The organism is Mesorhizobium sp. M0633 (assembly GCF_040320645.1).
In the GTDB taxonomy this organism is placed as follows: Bacteria; Pseudomonadota; Alphaproteobacteria; order Rhizobiales; family Rhizobiaceae; genus Mesorhizobium.
In genome coordinates this window covers 18,628-44,339 of record NZ_JAMYQC010000003.1, presented here as the reverse complement: position 1 = coordinate 44,339, position 25,712 = coordinate 18,628, and the positions used below count along the sequence as shown (strand labels likewise).

The 25,712-nt window shown below is 62.4% G+C and carries 28 protein-coding genes, 1 pseudogene and 1 riboswitch; of the genes and pseudogenes, 12 read left to right on the top strand and 17 right to left on the bottom strand.

Annotated elements, in window-relative coordinates; all coding sequences use genetic code 11:
• Positions 1 to 198: 198 nt before the first annotated feature.
• On the top strand, positions 199 to 582 hold the full coding sequence (locus tag NKI47_RS03795) for a RidA family protein (protein WP_352454641.1): 384 nt from the start codon (positions 199 to 201) through the stop codon (positions 580 to 582).
• A 57-nt stretch (positions 583 to 639) separates the two neighbouring features.
• On the top strand, positions 640 to 1,443 hold the full coding sequence (locus NKI47_RS03790) for a creatininase family protein (RefSeq protein WP_352587601.1): 804 nt from the start codon (positions 640 to 642) through the stop codon (positions 1,441 to 1,443).
• Positions 1,444 to 1,599: 156 nt separating this feature from the next.
• On the opposite strand, the gene NKI47_RS03785 is transcribed toward NKI47_RS03790, so the two are convergent.
• Together NKI47_RS03785 and cobD are read right to left on the bottom strand one after the other, a co-directional pair.
• Positions 1,600 to 2,109 (bottom strand): tyrosine phosphatase family protein, encoded by a 510-nt coding sequence (locus NKI47_RS03785; protein WP_352587598.1) that lies wholly within the window; start codon positions 2,107 to 2,109, stop codon positions 1,600 to 1,602.
• The gene (gene cobD / locus NKI47_RS03780) at positions 2,106 to 3,164 is read right to left on the bottom strand and encodes a threonine-phosphate decarboxylase CobD (RefSeq protein ID WP_352587595.1); all 1,059 of its coding nucleotides are present in this window, start codon (positions 3,162 to 3,164) and stop codon (positions 2,106 to 2,108) included. Before cobD ends, NKI47_RS03785 begins: the two co-directional genes overlap by 4 nt.
• Between cobD and cbiB the strand changes: the two genes are divergently transcribed.
• Positions 3,163 to 4,134, top strand: a complete 972-nt coding sequence (cbiB, locus tag NKI47_RS03775; protein ID WP_352587592.1) for an adenosylcobinamide-phosphate synthase CbiB — start codon at positions 3,163 to 3,165, stop codon at positions 4,132 to 4,134. The two genes, cobD and cbiB, sit on opposite strands and share 2 nt — an antisense overlap.
• Positions 4,135 to 4,161: 27 nt before the next feature.
• Here cbiB and NKI47_RS03770 read toward each other — a convergent pair whose 3' ends face one another.
• From NKI47_RS03770 to NKI47_RS03750, 5 genes are all read right to left on the bottom strand, one after another.
• Complete coding sequence (locus NKI47_RS03770) at positions 4,162 to 4,476, bottom strand: hypothetical protein (protein WP_051406122.1); 315 nt, start codon at positions 4,474 to 4,476, stop codon at positions 4,162 to 4,164.
• A gap of 474 nt (positions 4,477 to 4,950) precedes the next feature.
• Positions 4,951 to 5,568, bottom strand: a complete 618-nt coding sequence (gene cobO / locus NKI47_RS03765; RefSeq protein ID WP_352587588.1) for a cob(I)yrinic acid a,c-diamide adenosyltransferase — start codon at positions 5,566 to 5,568, stop codon at positions 4,951 to 4,953.
• Between the two features lies 1 nt (position 5,569).
• Entirely contained in the window at positions 5,570 to 6,091 is a 522-nt protein-coding gene (cobU, locus tag NKI47_RS03760; RefSeq protein ID WP_352539634.1) for a bifunctional adenosylcobinamide kinase/adenosylcobinamide-phosphate guanylyltransferase, read from the bottom strand.
• Entirely contained in the window at positions 6,084 to 6,866 is a 783-nt protein-coding gene (locus NKI47_RS03755) for a CbtA family protein (protein ID WP_352577104.1), read from the bottom strand. The genes cobU and NKI47_RS03755 overlap by 8 nt, the downstream gene beginning before the upstream one ends.
• A gap of 15 nt (positions 6,867 to 6,881) precedes the next feature.
• Positions 6,882 to 7,061 (bottom strand): CbtB domain-containing protein, encoded by a 180-nt coding sequence (locus NKI47_RS03750; protein ID WP_023676561.1) that lies wholly within the window; start codon positions 7,059 to 7,061, stop codon positions 6,882 to 6,884.
• Positions 7,062 to 7,097: 36 nt separating this feature from the next.
• A riboswitch (cobalamin riboswitch) is annotated at positions 7,098 to 7,294 on the bottom strand.
• Between the two features lie 141 nt (positions 7,295 to 7,435).
• On the opposite strand from NKI47_RS03750, the gene NKI47_RS03745 reads away from it, so the two are divergent.
• The 3 genes from NKI47_RS03745 to NKI47_RS03735 all read left to right on the top strand — a co-directional run bounded on the left by NKI47_RS03745 (position 7,436) and on the right by NKI47_RS03735 (position 10,369).
• Positions 7,436 to 8,629, top strand: coding sequence for an aromatic ring-hydroxylating oxygenase subunit alpha (locus NKI47_RS03745; RefSeq protein ID WP_352587584.1), 1,194 nt, complete (start codon positions 7,436 to 7,438; stop codon positions 8,627 to 8,629).
• Between the two features lie 218 nt (positions 8,630 to 8,847).
• Entirely contained in the window at positions 8,848 to 9,846 is a 999-nt protein-coding gene (locus tag NKI47_RS03740) for a heparan-alpha-glucosaminide N-acetyltransferase (protein ID WP_352587581.1), read from the top strand.
• A gap of 16 nt (positions 9,847 to 9,862) precedes the next feature.
• Complete coding sequence (locus NKI47_RS03735; RefSeq protein ID WP_352587579.1) at positions 9,863 to 10,369, top strand: methyltransferase family protein; 507 nt, start codon at positions 9,863 to 9,865, stop codon at positions 10,367 to 10,369.
• A 19-nt stretch (positions 10,370 to 10,388) separates the two neighbouring features.
• Here the strand turns inward: NKI47_RS03735 and NKI47_RS03730 are convergent, their stop codons facing one another.
• From NKI47_RS03730 to NKI47_RS03715, 4 genes are all read right to left on the bottom strand, one after another.
• Positions 10,389 to 10,775, bottom strand: a complete 387-nt coding sequence (locus NKI47_RS03730) for a MerR family transcriptional regulator (protein WP_023676566.1) — start codon at positions 10,773 to 10,775, stop codon at positions 10,389 to 10,391.
• A 138-nt stretch (positions 10,776 to 10,913) separates the two neighbouring features.
• Positions 10,914 to 12,311 carry a magnesium transporter gene (gene mgtE / locus NKI47_RS03725; protein WP_502894205.1) on the bottom strand — a complete coding sequence of 466 codons (1,398 nt, stop codon included), beginning with the start codon at positions 12,309 to 12,311 and terminating at the stop codon, positions 10,914 to 10,916.
• A gap of 345 nt (positions 12,312 to 12,656) precedes the next feature.
• Positions 12,657 to 13,139, bottom strand: coding sequence for an SRPBCC family protein (locus NKI47_RS03720; RefSeq protein ID WP_254818127.1), 483 nt, complete (start codon positions 13,137 to 13,139; stop codon positions 12,657 to 12,659).
• On the bottom strand, positions 13,136 to 13,453 hold the full coding sequence (locus NKI47_RS03715) for an ArsR/SmtB family transcription factor (RefSeq protein WP_023720727.1): 318 nt from the start codon (positions 13,451 to 13,453) through the stop codon (positions 13,136 to 13,138). The genes NKI47_RS03720 and NKI47_RS03715 overlap by 4 nt, the downstream gene beginning before the upstream one ends.
• 341 nt (positions 13,454 to 13,794) lie before the next feature.
• On the opposite strand from NKI47_RS03715, the gene NKI47_RS03710 reads away from it, so the two are divergent.
• Complete coding sequence (locus tag NKI47_RS03710) at positions 13,795 to 14,724, top strand: phosphatase PAP2 family protein (protein ID WP_352588000.1); 930 nt, start codon at positions 13,795 to 13,797, stop codon at positions 14,722 to 14,724.
• A gap of 379 nt (positions 14,725 to 15,103) precedes the next feature.
• On the opposite strand, the gene NKI47_RS03705 is transcribed toward NKI47_RS03710, so the two are convergent.
• The 6 genes and pseudogenes from NKI47_RS03705 to NKI47_RS03680 all read right to left on the bottom strand — a co-directional run bounded on the left by NKI47_RS03705 (position 15,104) and on the right by NKI47_RS03680 (position 19,981).
• A complete protein-coding gene (locus tag NKI47_RS03705) occupies positions 15,104 to 16,171 on the bottom strand; it encodes a cyclic nucleotide-gated potassium channel (RefSeq protein WP_352587576.1) in 1,068 nt (355 codons plus the stop codon).
• Positions 16,172 to 16,362: 191 nt separating this feature from the next.
• Entirely contained in the window at positions 16,363 to 16,728 is a 366-nt protein-coding gene (locus NKI47_RS03700) for a 4a-hydroxytetrahydrobiopterin dehydratase (RefSeq protein WP_023676573.1), read from the bottom strand.
• A gap of 49 nt (positions 16,729 to 16,777) precedes the next feature.
• Positions 16,778 to 16,852, bottom strand: a pseudogene (locus NKI47_RS03695) (NADH-quinone oxidoreductase subunit D-related protein); the annotation flags it as partial.
• A gap of 42 nt (positions 16,853 to 16,894) precedes the next feature.
• The gene (gene groL, locus NKI47_RS03690) at positions 16,895 to 18,538 is read right to left on the bottom strand and encodes a chaperonin GroEL (RefSeq protein ID WP_023676574.1); all 1,644 of its coding nucleotides are present in this window, start codon (positions 18,536 to 18,538) and stop codon (positions 16,895 to 16,897) included.
• 50 nt (positions 18,539 to 18,588) lie between these two features.
• A complete protein-coding gene (locus NKI47_RS03685) occupies positions 18,589 to 18,903 on the bottom strand; it encodes a co-chaperone GroES (protein ID WP_023676575.1) in 315 nt (104 codons plus the stop codon).
• A gap of 640 nt (positions 18,904 to 19,543) precedes the next feature.
• On the bottom strand, positions 19,544 to 19,981 hold the full coding sequence (locus NKI47_RS03680; RefSeq protein ID WP_352587573.1) for a hypothetical protein: 438 nt from the start codon (positions 19,979 to 19,981) through the stop codon (positions 19,544 to 19,546).
• Positions 19,982 to 20,392: 411 nt separating this feature from the next.
• Between NKI47_RS03680 and NKI47_RS03675 the strand changes: the two genes are divergently transcribed.
• From NKI47_RS03675 to NKI47_RS03655, 5 genes are all read left to right on the top strand, one after another.
• On the top strand, positions 20,393 to 20,767 hold the full coding sequence (locus NKI47_RS03675) for a DUF1488 family protein (RefSeq protein ID WP_023676577.1): 375 nt from the start codon (positions 20,393 to 20,395) through the stop codon (positions 20,765 to 20,767).
• Between the two features lie 50 nt (positions 20,768 to 20,817).
• Positions 20,818 to 21,003 carry a DUF3606 domain-containing protein gene (locus NKI47_RS03670; protein ID WP_023676578.1) on the top strand — a complete coding sequence of 62 codons (186 nt, stop codon included), beginning with the start codon at positions 20,818 to 20,820 and terminating at the stop codon, positions 21,001 to 21,003.
• A gap of 371 nt (positions 21,004 to 21,374) precedes the next feature.
• Positions 21,375 to 22,031 (top strand): ABC transporter ATP-binding protein, encoded by a 657-nt coding sequence (locus tag NKI47_RS03665; protein WP_031211739.1) that lies wholly within the window; start codon positions 21,375 to 21,377, stop codon positions 22,029 to 22,031.
• Complete coding sequence (locus NKI47_RS03660; protein WP_352587997.1) at positions 22,031 to 24,439, top strand: ABC transporter permease; 2,409 nt, start codon at positions 22,031 to 22,033, stop codon at positions 24,437 to 24,439. The genes NKI47_RS03665 and NKI47_RS03660 overlap by 1 nt, the downstream gene beginning before the upstream one ends.
• Complete coding sequence (locus NKI47_RS03655; protein WP_352587570.1) at positions 24,429 to 25,484, top strand: lipocalin-like domain-containing protein; 1,056 nt, start codon at positions 24,429 to 24,431, stop codon at positions 25,482 to 25,484. The genes NKI47_RS03660 and NKI47_RS03655 overlap by 11 nt, the downstream gene beginning before the upstream one ends.
• Positions 25,485 to 25,712: the final 228 nt, after the last annotated feature.

Below are 25,712 nucleotides of genomic sequence, written 5' to 3'. Positions count from 1 at the left end.
CCGGCGCGTTGCGCCGGGACCGCCCGCTTGTGCAATGCCCGCCTGAGCAATGGCGGCGCGAAGGCCGGACGGGTCATGCTGTACGAAAGGCATCGTGCCTATTTTTTGATCGCCTGTCCACAATCGCCCTCGTGACATGCACCGCCATCTTGATGCCCGCATCGATCCCGCTTTAGGCTGCCGTGAACGGAGATTGCCATGTTCAAATTTCTCACGCCGAAGTCGATCAAGCCGCCCTTCGCCCGCTACAGCCATGGCGTCGAACTGCCGCCCGGCAAGCGGCTGGTGCTGTGTTCGGGCCAGGTCGCAATCACCCCGGACGACCAGATCCCCGAAGAGGCCGGCGCACAGGCCGAGCTCTGTTTCCAGAACATATCGGCGATTCTCGGCGAGGCCGGGCTCAGCCTGTCCGACATCGTCCGCATCAACGCCTACGTCACCGACCGCGCCTTCCTGCGCCCCTATATGGAGGTTCGCGACCGGCTGTTCGCCAGCCCTGCGCCGGCCTCGACGCTGATGATCGTTTCTGGTTTTGCCCGGCCGGAATTCAAGATCGAGATCGAGGTCATCGCGGCGGGATGATCGACAGCCGATCGTTCCCGCGTTAGGTCTGGGCTTGTCGGTTCAAGAGGGCATGACATGACCGCTGCAAAAAAACGCGTATGGTGGGGTGACTACCGGACCACCGAATACGCGACCGTCGATCCTGAGGCGACCATTGCCGTTCTGCCGCTGGCGGCGATTGAGCAGCACGGCCCGCATCTGCCGGTCTCGACCGACACCTCGATCATGAACGGCATGCTGGAAACGGTGATCGCGCGCCTGCCCGGCGATCTCGACATCCGCATCCTGCCGGTCCAGGCGGTGGGCAAGTCGAACGAACATTTGCACGCACCGGGCACCCTCACCCTGCCGGCGACGACCTTGGTCGAGGCGTGGACCGAACTTGGCCTGTCGGTCGCGCGCGCCGGCGTCCGAAAACTGATTGTCGTGAACTCGCATGGCGGCAATGAAGAGATCATGGGCATCGTCACCCGCGAGTTGCGCGTGCGGGCAAAGATGCTGGCGGTAAAGACCAGTTGGCAGCGTTTTGGCCGGCCGGCCGGCATGTACACCGAGCTCGAGGACCGCCACGGCATTCATGGCGGCGACGTCGAGACCTCGCTGATGCTGCATTTCCGGCCCGACCTCGTCGATATGGGGAAGGCCGACAATTTCGTGTCCAAGGTCGCCCGCGCCGAAAAGGAATTTTCGCTGCTGCGCCACACCGGAACGCACGCCTTCGCCTGGATCTCCAGCGACCTCAACCCGAATGGCGTGGTCGGCGACGCCAGCATTGCCACCGCCGAAAAAGGCCGGCTGACCGCCGAGCATCAGGCCGACGGCTTCATCGGCCTGCTGAGGGACGTGGGCAAGGCAAAGCTGGCGGATTGGTTGGCGTAGGGTTGTGTTGATATTCAGCGAAGGCTTGGACGCTCAGATGTAACGGCATAGATCCTAGGGTCTCCGCTACGTCGCGGAGACCCTAGGATCTATGCCGTTACCGTGGCCGAAGAGTGCGGCGATCCACGATTGCCGCGCCGTCTCGATGGGCCGATTCTAGCCATCGATCCCCAAGGCAAACGGCGTGCCTTCGAAAGCATCTGCGCCGCGCCCGATCGCCTGGATCGCTTCGATCATCCGGCCCCTGCGATCGAGCAGCGTGTCGGCAATTGCGATCAGCCGCGGATTGGGTGTCGCCGTGGGCGACAGCGCGCGCAGCGTCTCGGCCAACTCGGCCTCGTCGCGCTTCGGCGCCAGCGCTGCCGCGATGATGTAGGCCGAGGCGGTCGAGCGGCTGATGCCGGCATAGCAATGCACCACCAGCGGCCGCGAGCGATTCCATTGCCGTGCGAAATCGAGCAGGTTCAGAACATGCTCCTCGCCCGGCATCGTCATGCCCTCTTGCGCCACCGCAATGTCATGCATGACCAGATGCAGATGGTTTTCCCTGGTGATCGAGGCCGGTCGCATCACCTCCGTTCCGGCGGCAAGCAGCGAAAGCAGCCGGCCGGCCCCGGTCTTCGTTACCGTTTCCTCGACTTTGGACAGCGAGCAGACATGGATCATTGGGTCGTTTCTCCCTTGGCATTATCGTCGCGCCGCGAGGCCCAGCCGGCAAGTGCGGATTCGAGCCGCCGCCATTCTTCGTCGGCTCCCGGCAGGCCGGCGCGCAGCACATCCGGACGATCGGCGAAATGCCGAAGCAGGATGCCGCGCTGGCCAAGCGCCGAAAACAGGCCGGCAGCGTTCGCCAGCCTGATATAGCGGAACAGCGCGGTGCCACCGGCGACAGGCACGCCGAAGCGGCCGAACAGCGTATCGAGCCGTGCGGCATCCTCGGCCAGACGGCGCCGCATCCCGGCCTGCCAGCCGGTATCGGCAAGCGCCCTTATGCCATATTCGAGCGCCGGCCCGGCAACCGCCCATGGCCCGAATTGCGCCTCCAGCCGCTCGACCGTCAGCGCATCGGCCAGTGCAAAGCCAAGCCGCAGGCCGGCCAGGCCGAAGAACTTGCCGAACGAACGCAGCACGACGATGCCGCCCTGGTCGACGTCGCCGGCCAGGCTTTCGCTGCGCGGGCCGACATCCATGAAAGCCTCGTCGACCACCAGCAGCCCACCTCTGGCTCGTAATGTCCCGGCAAGTCGAAGCAATCTTTCGCGCTCGACGACACGCCCGTCCGGGTTGTTGGGATTGACGACGACGGCAAGGTCGGCCGCCGCCAGGGCTTCGAAATCATCGACTTCAGCCGCCGCATGGCCGGCGATCGCCGCTGCCCGCCGATGCTCGGCATAAGTCGGCCCGAGCACCAGCGCCGTGCCCGGGCTGACCAGGGAAGCGACGCGCGGCAACAAGATCTGCGTGCCGGGCGCCGCTGCGACATTCGCCGCCGACGGGGCGCCATAGGCGCTTGCCGCGCGTTCAGCCAAGTCGCGGCCGCGCGCTGTTTCCGGCAATCGCGACAGGGCGGTGGCGGGCAAATCGAAAAGCGGGTAGGAGTGCGGATTAATCCCGGTCGAGAGGTCGACGAAAGGCAGCGGCGCGTGAGGGAAAAGCGCCCTCGCCCGGCCAAGGCTTCCGCCGTGGTCCACTGCCGCCGTCACTCCATCAAGAGCCTTCATGCCGATCCTGATCACTTTCCTGTCGCTGGCCATCGAACTTGTACTCGGCTACCCGGCCCGGCTCTTCGATGCCATTGGCCATCCCGTCACCTGGTTCGGCAGGCTGATATCCTTTCTCGACCGCAGGCTCAACCGCGCCACTGATTCCGACGCCCACCGTCGCGGCTGGGGCGTCGTCACGCTGCTGGTGATCGTGCTGGTGCCGGCCGCCCTCGCCCTCTGGCTCGAAACCTTGCTTTGGAGCATTCCCCTCGGCTTGTTGGTTACCGCAATCCTGGCGACGTCGCTGCTGTCGCAGAAGAGCCTGGCCGAGCATGTCGAAGCCGTCGCCGACGCCCTCGACAGCGGCGGACTGGATATGGGCCGCATTGCCGTCTCGCGGATCGTCGGTCGCGACCCGGAAAAGCTCGACAGGGCCGCTGTCTGCCGCGCCGCGATCGAAAGCCTGGCCGAGAATTTCTCCGACGGCGTCGTCGCTCCGGCCTTCTGGCTCGGTATCGGCGGGCTCGCCGGCGGCGTCGCCTACAAGGCCGCCAACACCGCCGATTCGATGATCGGCCATCGCACCCCCCGCCACGAAGCCTTCGGCTGGGCGGCTGCGCGCTTCGACGATTGGATCAATCTGCCGGCGTCGCGGCTGACGGCGCTGCTGATCGTACTCGCCGCTTTTCTGGTCAAGGGCGCCGACGCCAAGGGCGCCTGGCACGCCGTGCGGCGCGATGCGAAAAAACACCGCTCGCCCAATGCCGGCTGGCCGGAAGCAGCGATGGCCGGCGCGCTCGGCCTGGCGCTCGCCGGCCCCCGTTCCTATGACGGCGTCATGGTCGAAGACGCATTGATGGGCGAAGGCGGCCGGCGCGATGATGTCGAGAGCACCGACATCCGACGGGCGCTGAAACTCTACCGCGTCGCCGACTTACTGCTGATCGCGCTGTTCGGCGTGGTCGCGGTGATCGTCATCGCCGCGTGAACGTCCGAATGGGTCGGCAAACCCGACCTACCAGGTAACACGGACTTCCTTTGCGCTCGGATCGGCTTCCACGCCAAACCTTTTGATCGCGTACCCACCGGCAGCTACGGGAGAAGATTTCAATAAGGGTTCGACTACGACAAAAAGTCGTTCAGCGTTTGGCCCATACATGTAGAGGATGCATTCGCCTTCACCAAACAAGTCACCGTCAAACTCGCCGACCGATGCATCCTCGATAGCTTTCTCTAGCCGATTCTCGAGCGCATAAATGGATTCGCGTTCGTCAGCGGCACCAAACTGACCATCATTGAGAATAAGATAGACGATTACCGCCTGGTCCACGAACAATCTCCAGCTTCGCAAGCGACCAGAACTCTATCCCTGACATCCGGCGGCACTGAAACTCTACCGGATCGCCGACTTTCTGCTGATCGCACTGTTTGGGGTAATCTCGACGGTCGTAATTCTGTTGTGATCTTCGCCCGATCCCAGGCGAAACAAAAACCCACCATGCGGCGGGTCGTTGGAGCCAATTAGCACCATACCGAAATTAGTAGCATAGCTGCCGGCACAAAGCAAGAACAAAATAGGGCGCCTTCAGCCTTGAAGGTTCGCAGCTTAGTTCCAGCTTGGGTTCCTCGCCCCACGAAAGTGGGGAGAGGTGGCTCGGCGAAGCCGAGACGGAGAGGGGAACCGCGCTCTACGAAAGCCCCTCTCCGGCCGCTTCGCGACCACCTCTCCCCCGCTTCGCGGCGGGCGAGGAACCCAAATCTTGAGAGGTCGAGACACCGCGCCTCTGCCTCCCCAGCAACCCCCTCAGAACTCGATCCCCTGCTGCGCCTTCACGCCGGCGGAGAAGTGGTGCTTAGTCACGCCCATCTCGGTGACCAGATCGGCCGCCTCGACCAATACCGGTTTGGCGTTGCGGCCGGTGACGACGACATGCAGGCCTTCGCGACGCGCCTTCAGCGCCGCGACCACCTTTTCGAGATCGAGGTAGTCGTAGCGCAGCGCGATGTTCAGCTCGTCGAGCACCACGAGGCTGATCGACGGCTCGGCCATCAGCTCCAGCGCTTTCGCCCAGGCAGCCTCGGCCGCCGCGATGTCGCGCTTCAGATCCTGTGTCTCCCAGGTAAAGCCCTCGCCCATGGCGTGCCAGACGACACGGTCGCCGAAGGCGGCAAAGGCGTCTTTCTCGCCGGTGTGCCATTTGCCCTTGATGAACTGAACGACGCCGACGCGCTTGCCATAGCCGAGCATCCTGAGCGCCAGCCCAAAGGCGGCCGTGGTCTTGCCCTTGCCCGGTCCGGTGTTGACGATCAGCAGTCCCTTCTCGACCGTCTTGGCCGCGACCTCGGCGTCCTGCACCGTTTTGCGCTTGGCCATCTTGGCGCGGTGGCGTTCCTCGTCCTTGGGATCGATAGTATCAGCCATGTCATTTCACCTTGAGCGGCAGCCCCGCCACCATCAAAAGCACGGTGCCGGCAACAGCTGCGACGTCCTGGTTCAGCCGGCCGGCGGCGTCGCGAAACCGTCTTGCCAGCGCATTGTCCGGCACGATGCCCTGGCCGACCTCGTTGGACACCACGAACCACGGCCCACGCGGCCGCGACAGCACATCGGCCAGCCTCCGGCATTCGGCCTCGACATCATGGTCGGCCAGCATATGGTTGGTCAGCCACAGCGTCAGGCAGTCGATCAGCACCGGCTGGCCGTCAGGCAGCGCTCCGATCGCGCCGGCAAGGTCGAGCGGCGCATCGATGGTCGTCCAGCCGGCGCCGCGGCGCGAGCGGTGCAGCGCGATGCGCTGGCGCATCTCGTCGTCATAGGCTTGCGCCGTGGCGATATAGCTCCAAGGCGGCGGGCCGACCGTCACCAGGCTCTCGGCATGCGCGCTCTTGCCGGAGCGCGCACCGCCGATGACCAGGGTCAGTGCCCCGGCAGCGCGGTCAGGCAAAGCTGTCGCGCAGGCTGGTCGCCGTGCCGGTGAAGCGTCCGCGCACCACGCCGACGACCGCGCCGAGCACCAGCCAGAACACCAGATTGGTCAGCGTCACCGCCACCACGAACTGGTGGTGCAGGCCTTCCGGGATCGCCGTCTCGAAGCTATCGGGCTGCGGCGCGCCGACGATATGCGGCGCAACGATCAACGCCACGGCAAGAGCCACCAGCGGCAGCGATCTGCGGAAGACTATAAGGCCGAGACCGGCCGCTGTCGCCACCACTGTTGCCCACCACCAGATCTGGCGTTGGACAAGGTCGGCCGCCGGCATCGCCGGCAGTTCCGGCGGCAGGCCGAGGCCCGGCGCCAGCGTGAACGCGGCAAAGCCGGCCAGCCCCCAGAACAGGCCCTGGCGCCAATTGCCGATGCCGCCGGCGAATTCCGAAACCGCAACCAGGACCAGCGCAAAGCCGATGCCGGTGACGATATTGGCAACGACGCTGAAGCCGAAGCGTTCGAAACCGTCGGCCGGCGCCCAGCCTTCGTCTTCCGCCGGAGCCATTGCTTCAGCCGGTGCCGGCGCGGCGCTGCTCATAGCCGTCATGCCCGCGGCGTTTTCAGCCGGTGTCGCAGGTGCCGCGGCATGGTCATGGCCGCCGCCGGCCTGTTCGTAGACTTCCGCCTTTAGGATGAGCGGCACCGTGGCATAGGCTTGCATGCAGGCGAGAGCCACGCCGGCCACAAGCCCTGCGATCGCCGCGATGAACACGACGTTGCGAAACAGTGTCATGATGTCAGCCCCTTGTTAGTGGCAGGGAAAGCCCATCGAATGGCGATAGTCGTGCGCGGCATTGTGGACCGCATCGATATGCGAGAAGCCGACAAAGCCCATGACGAAAATGCCGAGGAATGCAGCAAGCGCCAGCTGCATGAGACGCGACTGCGAGGAGGCGGAAGCGCCGAGCGAAACGGAAGCGGTATTCATGTCTTGTCCTTTCGCCCTCCACCCGAGGGCATAGAAGTCAGTTTCCTGTCGCCGGCAGGTCTCCTGGCTCGCGGATCAGCGCCCTTCCCCACCTTCCCGAAGGCGAACCTTCAGTGGCATATGGAGAGGACTACCGCACACAGTTGCGGGGGCAGCCACGGCATTGGGCAAACAACTTGCCCTCACCGCATTCCCTCTTGGTTCCAAACGGAACCGACGACATCAGTGACTATAGGCAGAATCGCCGCGCCCGGCAAACCAAATTCCGCCGGATCGTGTGGCGAATGCGCCGCCTCGCCAAGCCCGGTCGGCCGGCGCCGCGATTGACAATTTTCGCAGCCGGGTGTCGGCTGGCGGATGGGGAGGAAGCCGGCATGCAACCCAGCCCGAATGAGCGCGGTCCCTACAACGGCCTGACGCGGGCCGAGCCGACGCTGCCGTCATCAGCCTATTGGGACATCGCGGCCTATCAGCGCGATCTCGAGGCCATCTGGTATCGCAACTGGCTGCTCGTCTGCCGCGAGGCCGACCTTGCCCAGCCGCTGGCTTTCAGGACGTTCCGCATAGGCACGCAGGAGGTCGTCGTGCTGCGCGACGAGACCGGCGAGTTGCGCGCCTTCCACAACACCTGCCGGCATCGCGGCTCGCAGCTTTGCCAGCAGAGCGAAGGACGGCTGAAGGCGCGGCTCATCACCTGCCCATACCATGCCTGGTCCTATTCGCTGCACGGCGATCTGGTGCGCGTGCCGTCGAAATCGCTGCCGGACGGCTTCGACAAGGCCGATCATCCGCTCTACCGGGTCGCGCTTTCGGTGTGGCGCGGTTTTGTCTTCGTCAATCTGGCGGAAGACGCTGCCGGCTCGGCTGAAACATCCTTCGATCCGGCATCCGGCAGCCTCGCCAACTGGCCGTTGGAAACGCTGCTGAGCGGCCATGTGCTGCGCAAGGTGATAAACTGCAACTGGAAGGTATTTTGGGAAAATTTCAACGAGTGCCTGCACTGCCCCGGCGTCCACAAGGACCTGTCGCGGCTGGTGCCGATCTATGGCCGCGGCCTGATGGGCCGGCACGACGACCCCGAATGGGCGCGCCACGCCGACAATGACGCGCCGGAATTTGCCGGCGGCTTGCGGGCCGGGGCCGAAACTTGGTCGCGCGACGGGCGCGTCCACGGCTCGGTCTTTTCCGGCCTGACGCCGGGCGAGCGTGCCGCCGGGCAGACCTATGCCACCAGCATGCCGTCGATGTTCGTCGTCGGCCATGTCGACTATGTCAGGACCGTGCGGCTGGTGCCGCTTGGGCCGGAGCAGACCGAACTTACCGCCGAATGGCTTTTTTCGCCCGAAGCGCTCGCCGATCCGGCCGCGGATATCGACAACATCGTCGCCTTCGGTACCCAGGTGCTGGAGGAGGATGCTGATATCTGCGAGGTCAACCAGATGGGCCTGCGCTCGATGCGCCACAAGGCCGGCGTACTGATGCCCGAGGAATACGACTTGCACCGCTTCCACAACTGGGTGCGCGAGCGCCATGCGGCGCTCGAACATCAAAGCGATTTGGGCAGATAGCGCCAGGTGACGAAGCCGCAGGCCGCCGCCAGCAGGCCGAGTGTCGCGAAAACCGCGCCCAGTCCGAAAAACGCCAGCACGCCGGCCAAAGGCTTTCCGGCTTTGGCCTAAAGCAGCTCTGATGCCGACCGGTACCAACGCGACGCAAGGCCCTGCTTCTTTTGACGGTGGCAACCGTGATAGTCGTCTTGCCGGGGCTGAACCAAGACAGCGAGACCATGAGCATCGACACGCCGACCGCAGCCGTTCAGGATCAACCGAAGTCGAAGCGCATCGCCGCTATCGACATTGCACGCGGCATCGCTTTGCTTGCCATGGCGAGCTATCATTTCACCTGGGACCTCGAATTCTTCGGCTACACCGATCCCGGCCTCACCGCCTTCGGCTGGTGGAAAATCTACGCGCGCTGCATCGCCTCGAGCTTCCTGTTCCTGGTCGGCATCAGCCTCTATCTCGCCCATGGCAAGAAAATCCGCTGGACCGGCTTCTGGAAGCGCTTCGCCATGGTTGCCGGGGCAGCGCTCGCAATATCGCTGGTCACCCGCATCGCCACGCCCGACGGCTTCATCTTCTTCGGCATATTGCACGAGATCGCGCTCGCCAGCCTGCTCGGCCTGGCGTTCCTGCGCCTCCCGGCGCTGCTGACGCTTGCCGTGGCGGCCCTCGTTATCGCTGCGCCTTTCTACCTGCGATCCGAGCTTTTCGATCATCCGGCTTTGTGGTGGGTCGGCCTGTCGGCGACCAACCCGCGCTCCAACGACTACGTTCCGCTGCTGCCCTGGTTCGGCGCCGTACTTGCCGGCATCGCGGTTACCAAGCTCGCCGCCACCTCCGGCGCGCTGACGCGGCTGTCGGCCTTGGCGCCCGGCCGCTGGGCAAATCCGCTGGTCTTCATCGGCCGGCACAGCCTTGCCTTCTATCTGATCCATCAGCCGGTGCTGATCGGCTCGGTCTGGCTGTTTTCGCAATTCATGCCGGCGCAGGCCGAAACCAGGGAGGTGAGTTTTCTGAAATCCTGCCAGATATCCTGCGAGCAGGCACGCGACACCGAGTTCTGCTCCAGCTATTGTGCCTGCATGCTGGACACTCTCCAGGGCGAAGCCTCGCTTGACCGGCTCTACAGCAACGACCAGTCCCCGGAGTGGAAGGCGCATATTGGCGAGCTCGCCGGCACCTGCACCGCCCAAACCGAGGCGGCGGAACCGGGAACGCGCTAATCGAGGGAGGACAATAATGAGCGACAGTCACCCGAAACCCGTGCAGCAAAATCCTGGGCAGCCGAGGCTGGGGCACATCCCATGGCCGCCGCTGATCTATATCGCCGCCATCATCGTCAGCGTCGCGCTAGGGCTGTTCTATCCGCTACCGTGGATCGGCGATCTTCTCGGCGACATCCTGTTCGCCGCCGGCCTTGTGGGGTTGGTGGCGGTTGCCGCGCTCTGGTTCACGGCAATCCGCACCATGATCCGCGCCAAGACGACGCTCAACCCGAACGGCGTGCCTGACCATCTGGTGACTACCGGACCCTTCGCCGTCAGCCGCAACCCGATCTACCTCGCCAACACGCTGCTGCTGGTCAGCCTCGCCTTTGTCACTGGGATCGCCTGGTTCCTGCCGCTGGCGGTCATCGCGGCGTTCCTGACGCAGAAGCTGACGATCGAGAGCGAGGAGAAGGTGCTGACGGCCAAATTCGGCAAGAAATACCGGGACTACGCCAAAAGGGTGCGGCGCTGGATTTGAGCCGGCGCTGACGCCACGCTCATGTGGTGACGCCGAGTTCCACCAGCCGCTCGACGCAGGATTCCTCTGCCTGATCGAGCTCGGCCAGCGTCTCTTCGAGGTCGCGGCGTTTCTGGCGCAAATCCTCGCGCTTTTCCTCGATGCGCTTGATCATCAATTTGAGTTGGCCGACCTCGCCGGGCGGCTCCCTGTACATCTGGATGATTTCGCGGATCTCGTTGATCGAGAAGCCGAGCCTCTTGCCGCGCATGATCTGGCGGATGAGATGCCGGTCCGACGGACGAAACAGCCGAGTGCGGCCGCGTCTTACTGGCTGCACCAGCCCTTCGTCCTCATAGAAGCGCAACGTCCGCGTCGACACGTCGAATTCGCGGGTCAGCTCCGTGATCGAATAATATTCCCGCATCGTCACTCCAATGCCCCGGCCACGCCGCGAGTTCCAACTGGCCGGCGCCGCCGGCGCCCAGGCGCGTACCAGAATCGGCGGACAAGGCACCTTCAAAGCCTCGCATGGCATTTACGTAAAAGTCAATTGAGGTGACGTTCAGCGCACGCCGAACCACCATGTGGCGAGCCCGAGAAAGGCAAAGAAACCGACGACATCGGTGACCGTGGTGACGAAAACCGCCGAAGCCACAGCCGGATCGATCTTGAAGCGGTCGAGCAGCAGCGGGATAAGGATGCCCGCCAGAGCCGCCACGAACATATTGATGATCATCGCAGCCGCAATGATGCCGCCGAGATTGCGATCGTGGAACCAGGCAGCAGCGACGAGGCCGATCAGGATGGCAAAGATGATGCCGTTGATGAAGCCCACCCCGATTTCGCGGCGGATGATGCGGCCGGCATTGTAGATGTCGAGGTCCCTGGTCGCCAGCGCCCGCACCGTGACCGTCATGGTCTGCGAGCCGGCATTGCCGCCCATGCCGGCGACGATCGGCATCAGCACCGCCAGCGCCACGATATGCTCGATGGTGCGGTCGAACAGGCCGATCACCGAGGCCGCCAGGAAAGCCGTCAAAAGATTGACCAGCAGCCAGGGCACGCGCGAGCGCGAGGTCGAAAAGATGCTGTCCGAGAGTTCTTCGTCGCCGACGCCGCCCATGCGCAGCAGATCTTCCTCGGCCTCCTGCTGGATGACGTCGACGACGTCGTCGATGGTCAGCACGCCGACCAGCCGCTCGTTCTCGTCGACGACGGCGGCGGACAGAAGATCGTATTGTTCGAATTCGCGTGCCGCCTCCTCCTGGTCCATGGTGGCCGGGATGGCATGCCTGGTCTCATGCATGACCTCTTCGACCTTGACCGAGCGCTTGGTACGCAGGATCTGGTCGAGGTCGATGGCGCCGAGCAGCTTGAAGCTCGGATCGATGACGAAGATCTGGCTGAAACGGTCGGGAAGATTGTTGTCCTCGCGCATGTAGTCGATGGTCTGGCCGATCGTCCAGAACGGCGGCACCGCGACGAACTCCGTCTGCATGCGGCGGCCGGCGGTCTCTTCGGGATAGTCAAGCGAACGCCGCAGCCTGATCCGCTCGGTGAACGGCAGCTGCGACAGGATCTCGTCCTGGTCCTCCTGGTCGAGGTCTTCGAGAATGTAGACCGCGTCGTCGGAATCGAGATCCTGCACCGCCTGGGCGATCTGCGCATTGGGCAGACTGTCGACGATGTCGCGGCGGATCGCCTCGTCAACCTCGGTCAGCGCGGAAAAATCGAAATCCTTGCCCAGCAATTCGACCAGCGCGCGTCGCTGTTCCGGGTGCAGGGCCTCGAGCAGGTGGCCGAGTTCCGACTGGTGCAGATCGTCGACTTCACGCTTCAGCGTCAGCGTATCGCGATCGGCGATCGCGGCACCGATCTGGGCGAGGAACGACGACAGGATGACGCCGTCCTCGTCATAGATGTCGGCGCGGCGCTCCTCGGCTGCCCTGGCGCCGGTCATCTGTTCGTCCTGGCCTTCCACCAGCGCCTCCCGCCATCGGATTTCCGGATAAGGTGCCTGTCAGGTCTAACGCATGACCCTGACAATCGGAATCGATTTTGCGAAAGGACCATGCACAACGACAAATTGCTACAGCGCCGTTCGCGCGTCCAAACGACGCGGCGCATACCGGATGGTAGGAGGAGAGGACGTTCTACAAACCTGCGGCGCTGCAAACCTTCGCGGCGGCAGGTAAAGGGCAGCGTATCCCCCCGGTCAACCAGATGGGCAGATCGACACTGATTCAAAAACGGCGAGGCCGACAGTGCGAGGGCCTCGCTGGTATTGGACTGGAAGGCTTCCCGATCAGGCGGCGTGGCGCTTGGCCTCAGCCGCATAGCGGTCCAGGAGACCGCTCCAGCCACCCTCGGATTCGAAGGCCTCGCGCATCGCCTCTGCGGTTTCGCCCATGTTCTCCAGAAGCCTGTGCTCGAGTTCCACACGCGTCGCGTTCTCGCCGAGCGCGACAAAGCGGATCTCGACTTCGGTCAGCAATGCCGGATCGTAGCGCCAGCCGGCTCCAATGCGCCAGGCGAGCGTCAGCCTGGACGGCGGATCCCAGGCGAGAACCTCGCCCCAATCGCATTGTGACCCATCCTCGCCGATCTCGTACCAGCGGCCGCCGGCTTTCGGTTCGATCACCGCGGTCGTCAGGGCGGATTTGCCGATCGAGTGCGAAGCCGGCCACCAGCGCCCGAATCCTGTGGTGAACACATCGAATGCCTTGTCGAGCGGCACCTCCACCGTCACCGACTTCCTGACCGGCGCGGGCTTGATCATGGTCGTCATTTCCTCTTCTCCTTGCTGTTGTCGACTTCCCGTTTGAAGGCGTCGAGCGCATCGCCCCACATGCGGTCGAGCCAGGCACGCATCTCGCCGAGCCCATGCGGGTCGAGATGATAGATGTTGCTGGCACCTTTCGGCTCTGCGCGGACCAGCCGGGCTTCCTTCAAAACCTTGAGGTGCTGCGATACCGCCGGCTGCGAGACCGGAAGCACTCGCGTCAGATCGATGACCGAGCGTGGCCGATCGGCGATGAGCTCGAACACCTTGCGGCGCGTCGGATCGGCCAAGGCCACCATTCCTGCATAATCATAAACCATGACTTATGATAAGCTAAAACTTATGATAAGTCAACCGAGGGAGCGGTGGACCCGTGTTTAAGCAACCGGCCGGCTCGAGGCTCTGGGGGAATTCCTTGACGCGGGGGCATGGACAGCAATGCGGATGCAAGATTGTTCAGGGGAATCAATCCACCGCATGCGGGCCAGCCGGCAAATGTCGACCACCGGGGAAAAGTAAACCTGGCGGCAAGGTTTTTACCTTATCGGTGTACGTGTCTCTCCGGCGAAACGTTAAGAACGGGTAAATTGGTTTGGCCCTAACCACGGAAGCCTCTCGCTACAGGCCCTCCGCCATATGGCAATTGCGCCTCTCCTTGTTCATGGCGACATACGTATTAGGCGCATCTGCACTATATCCAGAAGTATTCTATACGTCAGCCTCAATCTATTCTCACAAGTTTCTTGTTGGCATTCCGGTGTTGTTTATCGGTGGCGTCTGCTGTACCGCGCTAATCCATGGCCGGCGGCAACCGGTTCGCTACGCACTGGATTTGGTTCAAGGGCGCTGGCGCGGTTGTCTGCTGGTGCTGCTGTTCTTCTTTGCCAGCTTGACCGCGTTCTCTACCTACAAGATCGCCATCCCGTCCGTCGTCCCATACTATGCCGACAACTGGTTGGCCGACGCTGATGAATGGCTGCACGGGATGCCGCCATGGGAGATCGTCCATAAGCTCGACAGCAACAATTGGTCGTTCGTCGTCTTCAACAGCTATGAAGTCATTTGGTTTTACCAGTGGTTCGGCACCATCCTTTTCGTGTCGCTCTGGTCGGACGAGATTGCCCGCATCCGCTATCTCTGCGCAGCAGCGCTGACGTTGTCCGTCCTCGGAACGGTCTTGGCCCTGGCGCTGGCATCGGTCGGACCGGTTTACTACCACCACTTTGTCGGCGTGGATCGCTTCCACGGATTGAATGCGGCCCTGGACAGGCTGGACCATAGTTACATGGTGCGGGAACCCGCGGCATATCTCCTGATGGCTTACCAAAGCGGCCGGGCAAGTCTTGGCGGCGGCATCTCGGCCATGCCAAGCATGCATGTCGCCTTTGCCGCATTGAACGCCTATTTGCTGTCATCGATCAATCGCTGGCTTGGCGTTCTGGGTTGGACCTTTGCAGCCCTGATCCTGTACGGATCGGTGTTCACTGGCTGGCACTATGCCGTGGACGGCTACGCATCGATCATTGTTGTGTCGGTGATCTGGTGGGCGACCGGACGCCTGGTGCGAATAGTCATGTGCGCTTTTCGATAGATGGCCATGCCCGCCGATGGCCACTTCGCATAACCCAAACTCGCGACCGCAATCAGCCAAAAAGCACGTGCCCCGACAAGGACGCTCCCTGCCGTGCTCGAATTCAACGGGCAAGAGATTCCGCTTTCGAATTTAATGGTGCGGTCGAGATGCAGCGCCGCAACGCCAAGAGCTGTTCTCGCCGAGCCAATGTCGCGTTTGGGGCCGAAGAACGAACCCGCTGCGCGGGACGGGGATGAGGTGGAGATCACGAACCGAATGTCGCGCTCGCATTGAGGGTGGTTCGGCAGCGGCAACGCATGTAGTTCCAGCCAGCCACCATCGGCAGGCAACTGGCAGCCTTGCCATCACATCCTCCTCTGACGAACACCTAGTACGGTCAACCCTTAGGTGCCGCGCCGCGCCGCTCGAGCGCGGTCTTGCGGATGGTTTCTGCGATCTCCGGGCTGCTGCTGCACAGCATCTGGAAATCCGCCGAGTGTAGCGACAGGAGTGAGACCACCGTTGTGGCGCTGACGGTCGCCGAGCGCGGTTCGCCGGTGATCAGCGCCATCTCGCCGAAGAAGGCGCCAGGGCCCAGATCCACCGGGTTCGGCGTCGCGACGCTGACGCGCCCCTCCACGACGAAGAACATCTGGTCACCGGTCTCGCCATTGCGGCAGATCACAGCGCCCGCCGGCACGATGCGAGGTCGTAATGCGCGCACGATCTCGACTAGTGTGGCCGGGCCGAGCTTCTGAAACAACGGCACGGCGGCGACCAATTGCCAATTGCGGACGAAATCCTCGCGACGGACTTCTTGATAAAAGCCGGTGGCAAGAATGCCAGCCCAGAGCGCGAAGATGCCGATGCCACTCATCATGACCGCCCCGGCAAGGACGCGGCCGGCGAAGCTTTCCGGAATAGCGTCGCCATAGCCGGTGGTGGACAGCGTGACCACGGCCCACCACATTGCCTGGGGGATGCTGCCGAACTGTTGCGGTTGGACGTCGCGCTCGATGACATAGGCTGCGAGCGCAAAACCGAAAAGAACGATGCCGAAGACCGTGGCGACGCCGATCAGGTTGCGCGCTTCGTTGGTCAGGATTCTGCCCAGCAGCGGGAAGAAAGTTGAATCGCGCAGCGGTTTCAGCAGCCAGACAGCACAGTAGAGGCTCCGGTCGGGCGTGCCGACGAGCAGAAATGCGGCGAGTGGAACCAAAACCGCGAGCACATCAATGGCGATTGCCGGCGTCCTGTCCCGAACGTCTCCCGCCCGGCGCTTGAGCAGTTTCTCGGCCAATTCCAGGAGATAGACGCCCCAAATGACCGCGAGCACGGCAGCCAAAGCCAGTCTGCTTCGTCCGGACAGGTCCGGTGTCGTGAGCGTAGCCACCGCCACAAGCCCAGTCGCAGCCAGCACCGCGTTGAGCGGCGCGTAAATTCTTAAGGAAGGCAGTACCGACATTCTATGCCCACGAGCGGATACTACCCTCCAGAATAGGATGCCTTCAAGGCAAGCGCAAAGGTGCTTATTTTCGCTGCGATCGTCGCTGGACCATAAGGCCATGAACCATCCGATCAGGGTCGAGATCGAGCTGCCCCTCGACGGATGTGTGGCATAAACGACCTCACTTGATTGGCAATGGATTTGCCGTGTCACCGTTGGCGGTCGAGGGGCCGCCCCGCGCGATCGAGCATCCGATCGATCTTGCTCGCCATGATGAAATCGTTCTCGTGCAGTCCTTTGATCTTCTTGGTGCTCAGGGAAACCGTCACATAACCCCAGCCGAAGCTGATGTCGGGGTGATGGCCCTCGGTTTCGGCGAGCTCACCGATCTCCTGAACAAGGGTGAGCGCGTCCCGGAAATTGCGGCATCGAAAGCTCCGCTGGATGCGGTGGGCATCGTCACCCAGCTCCCAATCAGGAGCCTGTGCCTGGAAGCGTTGGGCTTCATCACGCGTGAGCGGCGGGACGCCGCCGCGACAAGGCGTACATGTTTTCTCGGCAAGAGTGTCGGTCATGTTCTTGTCTCCAAGACCATTTTTAGCAGCAAATACGACAGCGACGAGCCTATCGATCGATCTCCCCGAACACGATGTCGAGCGAACCGATGATCGCCGAGATATCGGCTCGCATGTGCCCGCGTCGCTGGCCTTCCGTCGTCCTGGCTATAGTTTCAGGCGCCGCTCAGTAGTCCATTCCGCCCATTCCGCCCATACCTCCCGCGCCACCCATAGCGGGCGAAACCTTCTGCCGAATGTCCGCGATCATTGCTTCAGCGGTGATCAGGAGCGCGGCAATCGAGCCGGCATCCTGCAGGGCCGTCCGAACGACCTTGGCGGGGTCGACGATACCGGCCTTGATCATGTCGACATAGACTTCGTTCTGGGCGTCGAAGCCCTGATTGTGATCCTTGCTGTCGGAGAGCTTGCCGACGACGATCGAACCTTCAACGCCGGAATTCTCGGCAATCTGGCGGATCGGCGCTTCAAGTGCTCTCAGCACAATCGAAATACCTGCCGTCATGTCAGCATTCGCGCCAGTAAGCTCAGTCAAAGCTGCCTTGGCGCGCAAAAGCGCAACACCGCCGCCGGCAACGATGCCTTCTTCCACGGCTGCACGAGTGGCGTTCAGCGCATCATCGATGCGGTCCTTCTTTTCCTTGACTTCCGTCTCGGTCGCGCCGCCGACGCGAATGACAGCAACGCCGCCAGCCAGCTTGGCGAGACGTTCCTGGAGTTTCTCCTTGTCGTAATCCGAGGACGTTTCCTCGATCTGCAACTTGATCTGCTGGACGCGCGCCTGGATGGTGGCTTTCTCGCCGGCGCCGTCGATGATCGTCGTCGTATCCTTCTCGATGAGCACGCGCTTAGCCCGCCCGAGCATGTCGATCGTGACGTTCTCGAGTTTGATGCCGAGATCCTCGGAAATCATCTGGCCGGCGGTGAGCACGGCAATGTCTTCCAGCATCGCCTTGCGCCGGTCACCGAAGCCTGGCGCCTTGACGGCTGCGACCTTGAGGCCGCCGCGCAGCTTGTTGACGACCAGCGTTGCTAGCGCCTCGCCTTCGACGTCTTCCGAGATGATCAGCAGCGGCTTACCGCTTTGCACCACAGCTTCGAGGATCGGCAGCAACGCCTGCAAATTGCCGAGCTTCTTCTCATGGATGAGAACGTAAGGGTCCTCCAGCTCCGCGCGCATCTTCTCGGCATCGGTGACGAAATAGGGCGAGAGATAGCCACGGTCGAACTGCATGCCTTCGACGACATCGAGTTCGGTTTCGGCTGTCTTGGCTTCTTCGACGGTGATCACGCCCTCATTGCCGACCTTGTTCATCGCCTTGGCGATCATGGCGCCGACCGACGCGTCGCCATTGGCGGCGATCGTACCAACCTGGGCGATCTCGTCCGAAGATTTGACTTTCCTGGCCCTGGCTTGAATGTCCTTCACCACAGCAGCCACAGCAAGATCGATGCCGCGCTTGAGATCCATCGGGTTCATGCCCGCGGCAACGAATTTGGCACCTTCGCGCAGGATGGAAGCGGCCAGCACCGTGGCTGTCGTCGTGCCGTCGCCGGCGAGGTCGTTGGTCTTCGAGGCCACTTCGCGCACCATCTGGGCGCCCATGTTCTCGAACTTGTCGGCAAGCTCGATTTCCTTGGCGACGGCGACACCATCCTTGGTGATGCGCGGCGCGCCATAGGCCTTGTCGATGACGACATTGCGGCCTTTGGGGCCGAGCGTCACCTTAACGGCGTTGTTCAGAATTTCGACGCCGCGAAGCATCCGGTCGCGGGCATCGGTAGCGAATTTGATTTCCTTGGCAGACATGATTTTACGTCCAGTTCAGTCTTGAAATTGCGGGATCGGAAATCGCCCGGTCAGGCGGCTTTCTTGGCCGCTTTGATCTTCTCGACGATGCCCAAAATGTCGCTCTCCTTCATGATCAGGAGGTCCTCGCCGTCGATCTTGACCTCGGTGCCGGACCATTGGCCGAACAGGATGAGATCGCCGGCCTTGACGTCGAGCGGGATCAGCTTGCCGCTCTCGTCACGCGAGCCCGGGCCCACGGCGATCACTTCGCCTTCCTGAGGCTTTTCCTTGGCGGTGTCGGGAATAATGATCCCGCCCTTGGATTTGGTATCGCCTTCCGCGCGCCGAATGACGACGCGGTCGTGGAGTGGCCGGAATTTCATTGGGGGTTCTTTCTGCCGCCGCACATAGAGCGACTGCAACACTTAACATAGCCCCTTTGGCACTCGAATGATAGGAGTGCCAAATTTTTAATTCCTCAAACCGAAAATATTTGAAATGAAATCAGTCGTTTTTACCGGCGCTTTTGGCCGTCCGAAAGGCGGAGCCATAAGCAATTTTATTGTAATTCATCCCTCTTAATTTTGCCGACAACAGACTATATTAATCCGCAATTACGAGACAAACTTATCGAGCCTTGATTGAATGTGCATCGAGAGATATATACAGTTCGCGAAAATTTGGCACGATTTGGCTTTCCCGGTCCCGATCGACATAGGTCCGCGACCTTCGACCCACCATGAAGCACCGAATTTTCGACAGCGAATGTATAGCGCTTATCCGGCGCGCATGTCGCTCTGTTCGAGCCTTTGAACCACGGCGCTGACCACGGATGTACTGGCAGCATTGGGATCTTTCCGGTTCGGATGGAAAAGATGCAGGAGGGGCGTCGGCGTGCTCCTGCGGAAAGCCGCACCCCCTCATGCAACGCAGCCTCCCCGCGTGGGGAGCGCTTGCCCGCGCTACGGCGGCGGCTTTCCATGCGAGCCGCTTCAAAAATGATGCTGCGAAACGGCTCCGGCTTTATCCGACGAACGCCTCACGCATCCGAGCGAACATGCCGGGCTGTCTCCGGGCAATCGCCGCACGGATGTGACGGGCGGCCGTTACGGCGCTCACCGTCGCGCCGAAATGACAATAGCAGATGATCTCATGCAATTGCCTGTCGGTCAGTTCGAAGAACCGCTTCGCTTCGCCGTAGTTGTCGCTTTCCAACCCGGCGGCGCGGAGGACAGGATCCTCGAAAGCGACTGAGATCGGCGAGCCGTCGCCGCGCATGGCCCCGCGTGATCTAACCGGCTGATACTCGGTTTGGTGTAGCGTCGAGAGTCGCCGGTCAGGGTTCCGTTCAAGGAGCTCCGCCCAGCGTTCAAGACGTTCGCTGCGCGACATGGCCTGGCGCAGGTAGTCCTGATCGATCTCGGCGACGATCTGCAGTTGCTCAACCGTCTGGTGCTTCATTTTAGCCTCCTATTCGGACGATAGTTGGCCCACCCATATCCTTCTTATACCTGCGGCCAGCGTGACTCCGACCGATCGTGAAGTCCAATCACGATGATGCTGGGAGGGCTTCCCCCCACAAAAATGCGGAGGCTTCGCAAAGATCCGGCCATTAATTTGGCGAACGCGGTCAAATGCGCGGCTGTTCGACGATGTCGGTCTGGAGTCCGTGCCGATCGAGGTGATCGACGGCAGAGTCTGTGCTGGAGTAGCCCGGCTCCATCGCTGGCCGGGCAGCGGGATCAAGCGAGTGGCAGTTTAGCTTCGAAACCGCCGTAATTCTGAACGCGCACAATGCGAAGAGACGCAAGGCCGCGAGCCTGCAACAGACGTTCGCTACGCGGTTCTTGACGGCTTGAGGTATGTTCAACCTTGGCGCTGACTTTTCCGAACCGAAGCCGCAGCTACGACGAGGCCGGACAATACCTCCATTTTCTCGGCTACGATGGCATGTTTGAAATGCCGTTCTTGATTGAGATTGAAGCGCTCGCGAACGCAAAACCGGAAGCAGCCACAGCCGAAGCGGGTTATTTGGCGACCTTCGATGCATCAAGGGACTCCATTCGTGATGTCGCGCGGAAAGCTTCCTCCCACGGCCGCAAGAACGTGTACCAGCCCAGAAGACCTCGACGCTTCGAACGGCGGACGAGCAAAGCGTTCCCCGTAAGGGATCGGCTTATCCCTGCGACCGCGGAGTTGTGCGGTTTCGACATGGTTGGCGACTACGTCCTTGTCCCCGTCGATTAGAGGATTATCCTTGACACGTTTGGGCGAGGCGATCGCCCATGGAGGTTGTCATGGCAGACGACAAGTCAAAGCGTGGTCCGCAAGACAGAGCACGGGTCGACGGTGGCGAAGACTATGAAGTCGGGTACCTCATGAAGAAGCACCATCTCGAACGGGCTGATGCCCTCAGGCTGGTAAAAAAGTATGGAAACAACCGCGCAAAGATCGAAGAGGAACTCTTTGCCCGAAAGGTTTGATCGCGTATTCCCGTGAGGCTGGCATAGAGCCAAGCACGCCTGAGTGTGACCAGGCTGCAGGCATAATCATGGCGCTTTTCAGCAACGGCATCGGCACTGCTGAGGAATTGAAGGCAGCGCTCCAGTTCCGTTTGGAGAGTGAGTTGCGACGGCACGGTCAACGCCTATCCCGCCTAGCTGAGAACCGCTCTAGATCGTAATTGTACATCGAATTCCAAGTGGAGGTCGCGTTAGATGCAAAACGCGAGCCTCTGAAGAAAACCATTGTCCAATTAAGGCAGTGGGTTTGGAGGCTGTATGAAAGGGGTCGTTGTTTGGCGCTATTTCACTGGCATGCCGTGTCAGAAGCACGCGGGCCTCCGGGGAGTAACATGCTGCTGAGGCTGGACCAGATCGACAAATTCTACCCCACTGGCGAAGGGCCGTTGCATGTTCTGCACGGGATCGATCTTTCGCTGGAGGCGGGCAAGAGCCTTGCGCTGACCGGCGAGTCTGGCAGCGGCAAGAGCACGCTTTTGCACCTCGTTGCAGGGCTCGACAGCCCTGATGCGGGAGAAATCCACCTTGGCGGTACCAATATTGTGGGGCTGAACGATACGGCCCTTGCCGCCCTGCGGCGGGGAACAGTCGGACTTGTGTTCCAGCAGTTCAACCTGATCCCTTCGCTTGATGTGGCAGCCAACCTTGCCTTTCAGGCTCGACTTGCCGGCCGTCCTGATCCGGCGTGGCTGAAGGTCCTTGCTGAACGGCTGGGCCTGGCCAAGGTCCTAACGCGCTACCCTGAACAGCTGTCGAGTGGGCAACAACAGCGGGTGGCGATTGGGCGGACCCTAGCCGTTCGGCCCCGGCTGGTTTTGGCCGATGAGCCCACGGGCAATCTCGATGAGGCAACAGGGGACGCTGTACTCGATCTTATGCTGTCGCTGGTGGCTGAAACGGGTGCCGCCCTGTTAATGGTTACCCATTCCAACCGTCTGGCAAACCGGCTGAACGCCCACGTTCACCTGCACGCGGGACGGCTGGCTTGATGGTGTGGACCGGGTTGTCAGCGCTCTTGTCGCATTGGCGCAGGCGGCCTGTCCAACTGGCGATGCTGCTTTTGGGGCTATCGCTGGCAACGGCGTTGTGGTCAGCGATTCAGGCGATCAACGGTGAGGCGCGGGCGAGCTATGACCGTGCAGCGGCGATCCTTGGGCAGGACCGGCTCGCGCAACTGGTGCGTGAGGACGGGACCCGGATGGATCAACAGGTGTTTGTGAGACTGCGGCGAGCAGGCTGGCTGGCTTCGCCGGTGATTGAAGGTGAAATGCGGTTTGGGGATGTGCGGTTGCGCGTCCTCGGCATTGACCCACTGACTTTGCCGCCGCAGGCGCAGCAGGTGGATGTTGCAGTGGGTGATGAGCTATTGCCGTTCATCACGGCGCCCGGGGTGCTCTATGCAACTCCGGAAACCGCGGCACGACTAACCGAGCAAGCAACACCTCCCGTGCGCGTGGCCGAGGGTTTGCCGCCTGGCACAGTCCTCACCGACATCGGGCAGGCGCAGGTCTTGCTTGGGGCAAAGGACAAGATCTCTCGTCTTTTGCTCTGGCCGGACCAACCGATTGGCCGTGCCCCTCTAGAGGTGACAGCCCCCGGCCTGACCCTGCGCGAGCCGAGTGAAACGGGGGATCTTGCCAGGCTGACCGACAGTTTTCACCTGAACCTGACGGCTTTCGGTTTTCTTGCCTTTGCGGTGGGGCTCTTCATCGTGCATTCCGCCATCGGTCTGGCTTTTGAACAGCGCCGCCCGGTGTTTCGCACGCTGCGCGCACTGGGCTTGCCGGCCCGCGTGCTGGTCCTTTTGCTGATCGCCGAGCTGCTGATCTTCGCCCTCCTCGCGGGATTGGTGGGCGTGGCACTTGGCTATGTAGTCGCCTCGGCCCTTTTGCCCGACGTCGCCGCCACCCTGCGCGGACTTTACGGGGCCGATGTGCCGGGAACGCTGTCGATCCGCCCCGCAGTGTGGGCAGCGGGGCTGGCGATCGCGGTAATCGGCACGCTGGTAGCGGCCGCACAAAGCCTCTGGCGGCTATGGCACCTGCCGCTGCTTGCGCCGGCCCAGCCTCGGGCCTGGGCGCGGGCTTCGGAGCGGGCCCTGCGCGCGCAAGGCGTGGCTGCGATGGTGCTCCTGTTGACGGCGGCGGGAATTGCACACTTCGGATCCGGCCTCGAGGCGGGCTTTGCGCTTCTGGCGGCACTGCTGTTGGGGGCGGCACTGGCGCTGCCGCTCGTGCTGACGGGGATATTGCACCTTGGCGGCCGCTTGGCGCGTGGACCATTGGCTGAATGGTTTTGGGCCGACACGCGTCAACAGCTTCCCGGCCTGTCATTGGCGCTAATGGCACTGCTGCTTGCGCTGGCCGTCAATGTGGGCGTCAGCACGATGGTGTCGAGCTTTCGGCTGACCTTCACCGGCTGGCTCGATCAGCGTCTCGCCTCAGAGCTTTACGTGACCGCCCGCACCGAAGCAGAGGCCACGGCGATACGCGACTGGCTGGCCCAGCGCAGCGACGCGGTCCTGCCGATCTGGAGCATTGAGGGCCGGGTCGCAGGCCAGCCCGCGGCAATATACGGCGTGGCCGATCATGGCACCTATCGCGACAACTGGCCGATCCTCTCTGCAGTGCCGGGGGTGTGGGACCGGATCGCCACAGGCGACGGCGCCCTGATCAACGAACAACTGGCGCGGCGCCAGGAGTTGGGCTTAGGGGACCAGATCACGCTGCCCGGTGGCTGGCGGGCCAGCATCGTCGGCGTCTATGCCGACTATGGCAACCCGATCGGCCAAGTGATCATCGGGATCGACACACTGCTCCAGCACTATCCTGACGTCTCCCGCCTGCGCTATGCCATTCGGATTGCCCCTGGCAAGGCCGAAGCACTGGCTGCGGGTTTGCGGGCGGAATTCGGGCTGCCCGCGCAGAACGTGATTGACCAGGCCGGGATCAAGGTCTTTTCGCTCAAAGTGTTTGAGCGCACATTCAGAGTGACAGCCGCGCTGAATGTGCTGACGCTGGGAGTCGCGGGGCTGGCGATGTTTGCGAGCCTCATGACCGTGTCGGGGATGCGCCTACCGCAACTGGCGCCGGTCTGGGCCATGGGTCTGCCCCGCCGCCACCTCGTATGGCTGGAGCTTTGGCGCGGCTTGTTGTTGGCAGCCTTGACCATGCTGGCCGCTCTGCCTGTAGGTATCGGGCTCGCCTTTGTTCTACTGGCGGTGGTGAATGTGGAGGCTTTTGGCTGGCGTCTGCCGATGCACCTTTTTCCCGGTGACTGGGCGCGGCTGGCGGCGCTCGCGTTGCTGGCGGCCGGACTTGCAGCCGCCGTGCCTGCCTGGCGGCTGGCGCGTCTTTCGCCATCGGATTTGCTGAAGGTATTTGCACATGAGCGTTAGAGCATTGCTGATCTACATGAGCTTGGCCGCACCTGCCTTTGGCCAGGGTTTTGCTGGGCTTGGCACAGAGGCTGACGGGTTTTCAGTGCCGCAGCCGGGGACTGCATTCAACTTTCCGGCAGACCACGGCCCGCACCCCGGTTACCGGATCGAATGGTGGTATTTGACGGCCAACCTGCAAGCTGCGGATGGAGCGGACTATGGCGTGCAATGGACTCTTTTCCGATCCGCCCTGGCCCCGGTGGAGCGGTCCGGCTGGTCCAGTCCGCAGCTTTGGATGGGCCACGCCGGGCTGACGACGCGAACGCGCCAATTCGTGGCCGAACGGCTGGCACGGGGCGGCATCGGCCAGGCGGGGGTTTCGGCTGCACCCTTTGCGGCCTGGATTGACAACTGGCAGATGGCAGGTCGGGCCCTGCCAGAGGCGGATGCGCTGTCGGCGCTCGATCTGCACGCGGCGGGACAGGCGTTTTCCTACGAACTGGCACTGGACGCCAAAGGCCCTCTGGTGCCGCAGGGAGTGCAGGGCTACTCGGTGAAATCCGAGAAGGGGCAGGCGAGCTATTACTACTCGCAACCATTCTACCACGTGACCGGTACACTGACCCTTCCGGCGGGCGTGATCGCGGTGTCCGGTCAGGCGTGGTTGGACCACGAATGGTCCTCGCAGCCGCTGGCTGAGGATCAGACCGGGTGGGACTGGTTCTCCTTGCATTTCGACAGCGGCGAAAAGATGATGGGCTTTCGCCTGCGCGACGGAGGCGCGGGCTTTACATCGGCCACATGGATCAAGGCCGACGGCAGGCCGCAGCCGCAGGCCCCCGGCGCGCTAAGGGTGACGCCGCTCGAAACGGCGGCAGTCGCGGGACGTAGCGTGCCGATCCGCTGGAGGGTGCAATTGCCGGAAAACGGAGTGGATGTGACCATCCGGACGCTAAACCCAGAAGCCTGGATGGACACACGCTCTCCCTATTGGGAAGGCCCGATCCGATTTGAGGGCACCCATGCCGGGCGCGGCTATCTCGAGATGACAGGCTATGAGTGACTGGAGGACACTGCTCAATCGCGAGATCGCGACGGTTGGCGAATTGCCGAAAATGGAGAAGGTTAGTTTCCAGCGCCCTTCCCTCTACCACCACCTCAAACCCACTATCTCAGGTAATGGCTCTGGCGATGTAGCGGTCCTGCGCCGCCACCTACCACTACATGGCTCCGAATTGCGGATCGATGTTGCGTGGCCGGAGATGGGCGCGCATCTGCGTAGTGCAGAGTT

What these genes read in the sequence shown, in the direction of transcription:
- NKI47_RS03795 (WP_352454641.1), top strand. Translation starts at nt 199, where the DNA reads ATGTTCAAATTTCTCACGCCGAAGTCGATCAAGCCGCCCTTCGCCCGC.
- NKI47_RS03790 (WP_352587601.1), top strand. Translation starts at nt 640, where the DNA reads ATGACCGCTGCAAAAAAACGCGTATGGTGGGGTGACTACCGGACCACC.
- NKI47_RS03785 (WP_352587598.1), bottom strand. Translation starts at nt 2,109, where the DNA reads ATGATCCATGTCTGCTCGCTGTCCAAAGTCGAGGAAACGGTAACGAAG.
- cbiB (WP_352587592.1), top strand. Translation starts at nt 3,163, where the DNA reads ATGCCGATCCTGATCACTTTCCTGTCGCTGGCCATCGAACTTGTACTC.
- cobD (WP_352587595.1), bottom strand. Translation starts at nt 3,164, where the DNA reads ATGAAGGCTCTTGATGGAGTGACGGCGGCAGTGGACCACGGCGGAAGC.
- cobO (WP_352587588.1), bottom strand. Translation starts at nt 5,568, where the DNA reads ATGGCTGATACTATCGATCCCAAGGACGAGGAACGCCACCGCGCCAAG.
- NKI47_RS03755 (WP_352577104.1), bottom strand. Translation starts at nt 6,866, where the DNA reads ATGACACTGTTTCGCAACGTCGTGTTCATCGCGGCGATCGCAGGGCTT.
- NKI47_RS03750 (WP_023676561.1), bottom strand. Translation starts at nt 7,061, where the DNA reads ATGAATACCGCTTCCGTTTCGCTCGGCGCTTCCGCCTCCTCGCAGTCG.
- NKI47_RS03745 (WP_352587584.1), top strand. Translation starts at nt 7,436, where the DNA reads ATGCAACCCAGCCCGAATGAGCGCGGTCCCTACAACGGCCTGACGCGG.
- NKI47_RS03740 (WP_352587581.1), top strand. Translation starts at nt 8,848, where the DNA reads ATGAGCATCGACACGCCGACCGCAGCCGTTCAGGATCAACCGAAGTCG.
- NKI47_RS03735 (WP_352587579.1), top strand. Translation starts at nt 9,863, where the DNA reads ATGAGCGACAGTCACCCGAAACCCGTGCAGCAAAATCCTGGGCAGCCG.
- NKI47_RS03730 (WP_023676566.1), bottom strand. Translation starts at nt 10,775, where the DNA reads ATGCGGGAATATTATTCGATCACGGAGCTGACCCGCGAATTCGACGTG.
- mgtE (WP_502894205.1), bottom strand. Translation starts at nt 12,311, where the DNA reads ATGACCGGCGCCAGGGCAGCCGAGGAGCGCCGCGCCGACATCTATGAC.
- NKI47_RS03720 (WP_254818127.1), bottom strand. Translation starts at nt 13,139, where the DNA reads ATGACGACCATGATCAAGCCCGCGCCGGTCAGGAAGTCGGTGACGGTG.
- NKI47_RS03715 (WP_023720727.1), bottom strand. Translation starts at nt 13,453, where the DNA reads ATGGTTTATGATTATGCAGGAATGGTGGCCTTGGCCGATCCGACGCGC.
- NKI47_RS03710 (WP_352588000.1), top strand. Translation starts at nt 13,795, where the DNA reads ATGGCGACATACGTATTAGGCGCATCTGCACTATATCCAGAAGTATTC.
- NKI47_RS03705 (WP_352587576.1), bottom strand. Translation starts at nt 16,171, where the DNA reads ATGTCGGTACTGCCTTCCTTAAGAATTTACGCGCCGCTCAACGCGGTG.
- NKI47_RS03700 (WP_023676573.1), bottom strand. Translation starts at nt 16,728, where the DNA reads ATGACCGACACTCTTGCCGAGAAAACATGTACGCCTTGTCGCGGCGGC.
- groL (WP_023676574.1), bottom strand. Translation starts at nt 18,538, where the DNA reads ATGTCTGCCAAGGAAATCAAATTCGCTACCGATGCCCGCGACCGGATG.
- NKI47_RS03685 (WP_023676575.1), bottom strand. Translation starts at nt 18,903, where the DNA reads ATGAAATTCCGGCCACTCCACGACCGCGTCGTCATTCGGCGCGCGGAA.
- NKI47_RS03680 (WP_352587573.1), bottom strand. Translation starts at nt 19,981, where the DNA reads ATGAAGCACCAGACGGTTGAGCAACTGCAGATCGTCGCCGAGATCGAT.
- NKI47_RS03670 (WP_023676578.1), top strand. Translation starts at nt 20,818, where the DNA reads ATGGCAGACGACAAGTCAAAGCGTGGTCCGCAAGACAGAGCACGGGTC.
- NKI47_RS03665 (WP_031211739.1), top strand. Translation starts at nt 21,375, where the DNA reads ATGCTGCTGAGGCTGGACCAGATCGACAAATTCTACCCCACTGGCGAA.
- NKI47_RS03660 (WP_352587997.1), top strand. Translation starts at nt 22,031, where the DNA reads ATGGTGTGGACCGGGTTGTCAGCGCTCTTGTCGCATTGGCGCAGGCGG.
- NKI47_RS03655 (WP_352587570.1), top strand. Translation starts at nt 24,429, where the DNA reads ATGAGCGTTAGAGCATTGCTGATCTACATGAGCTTGGCCGCACCTGCC.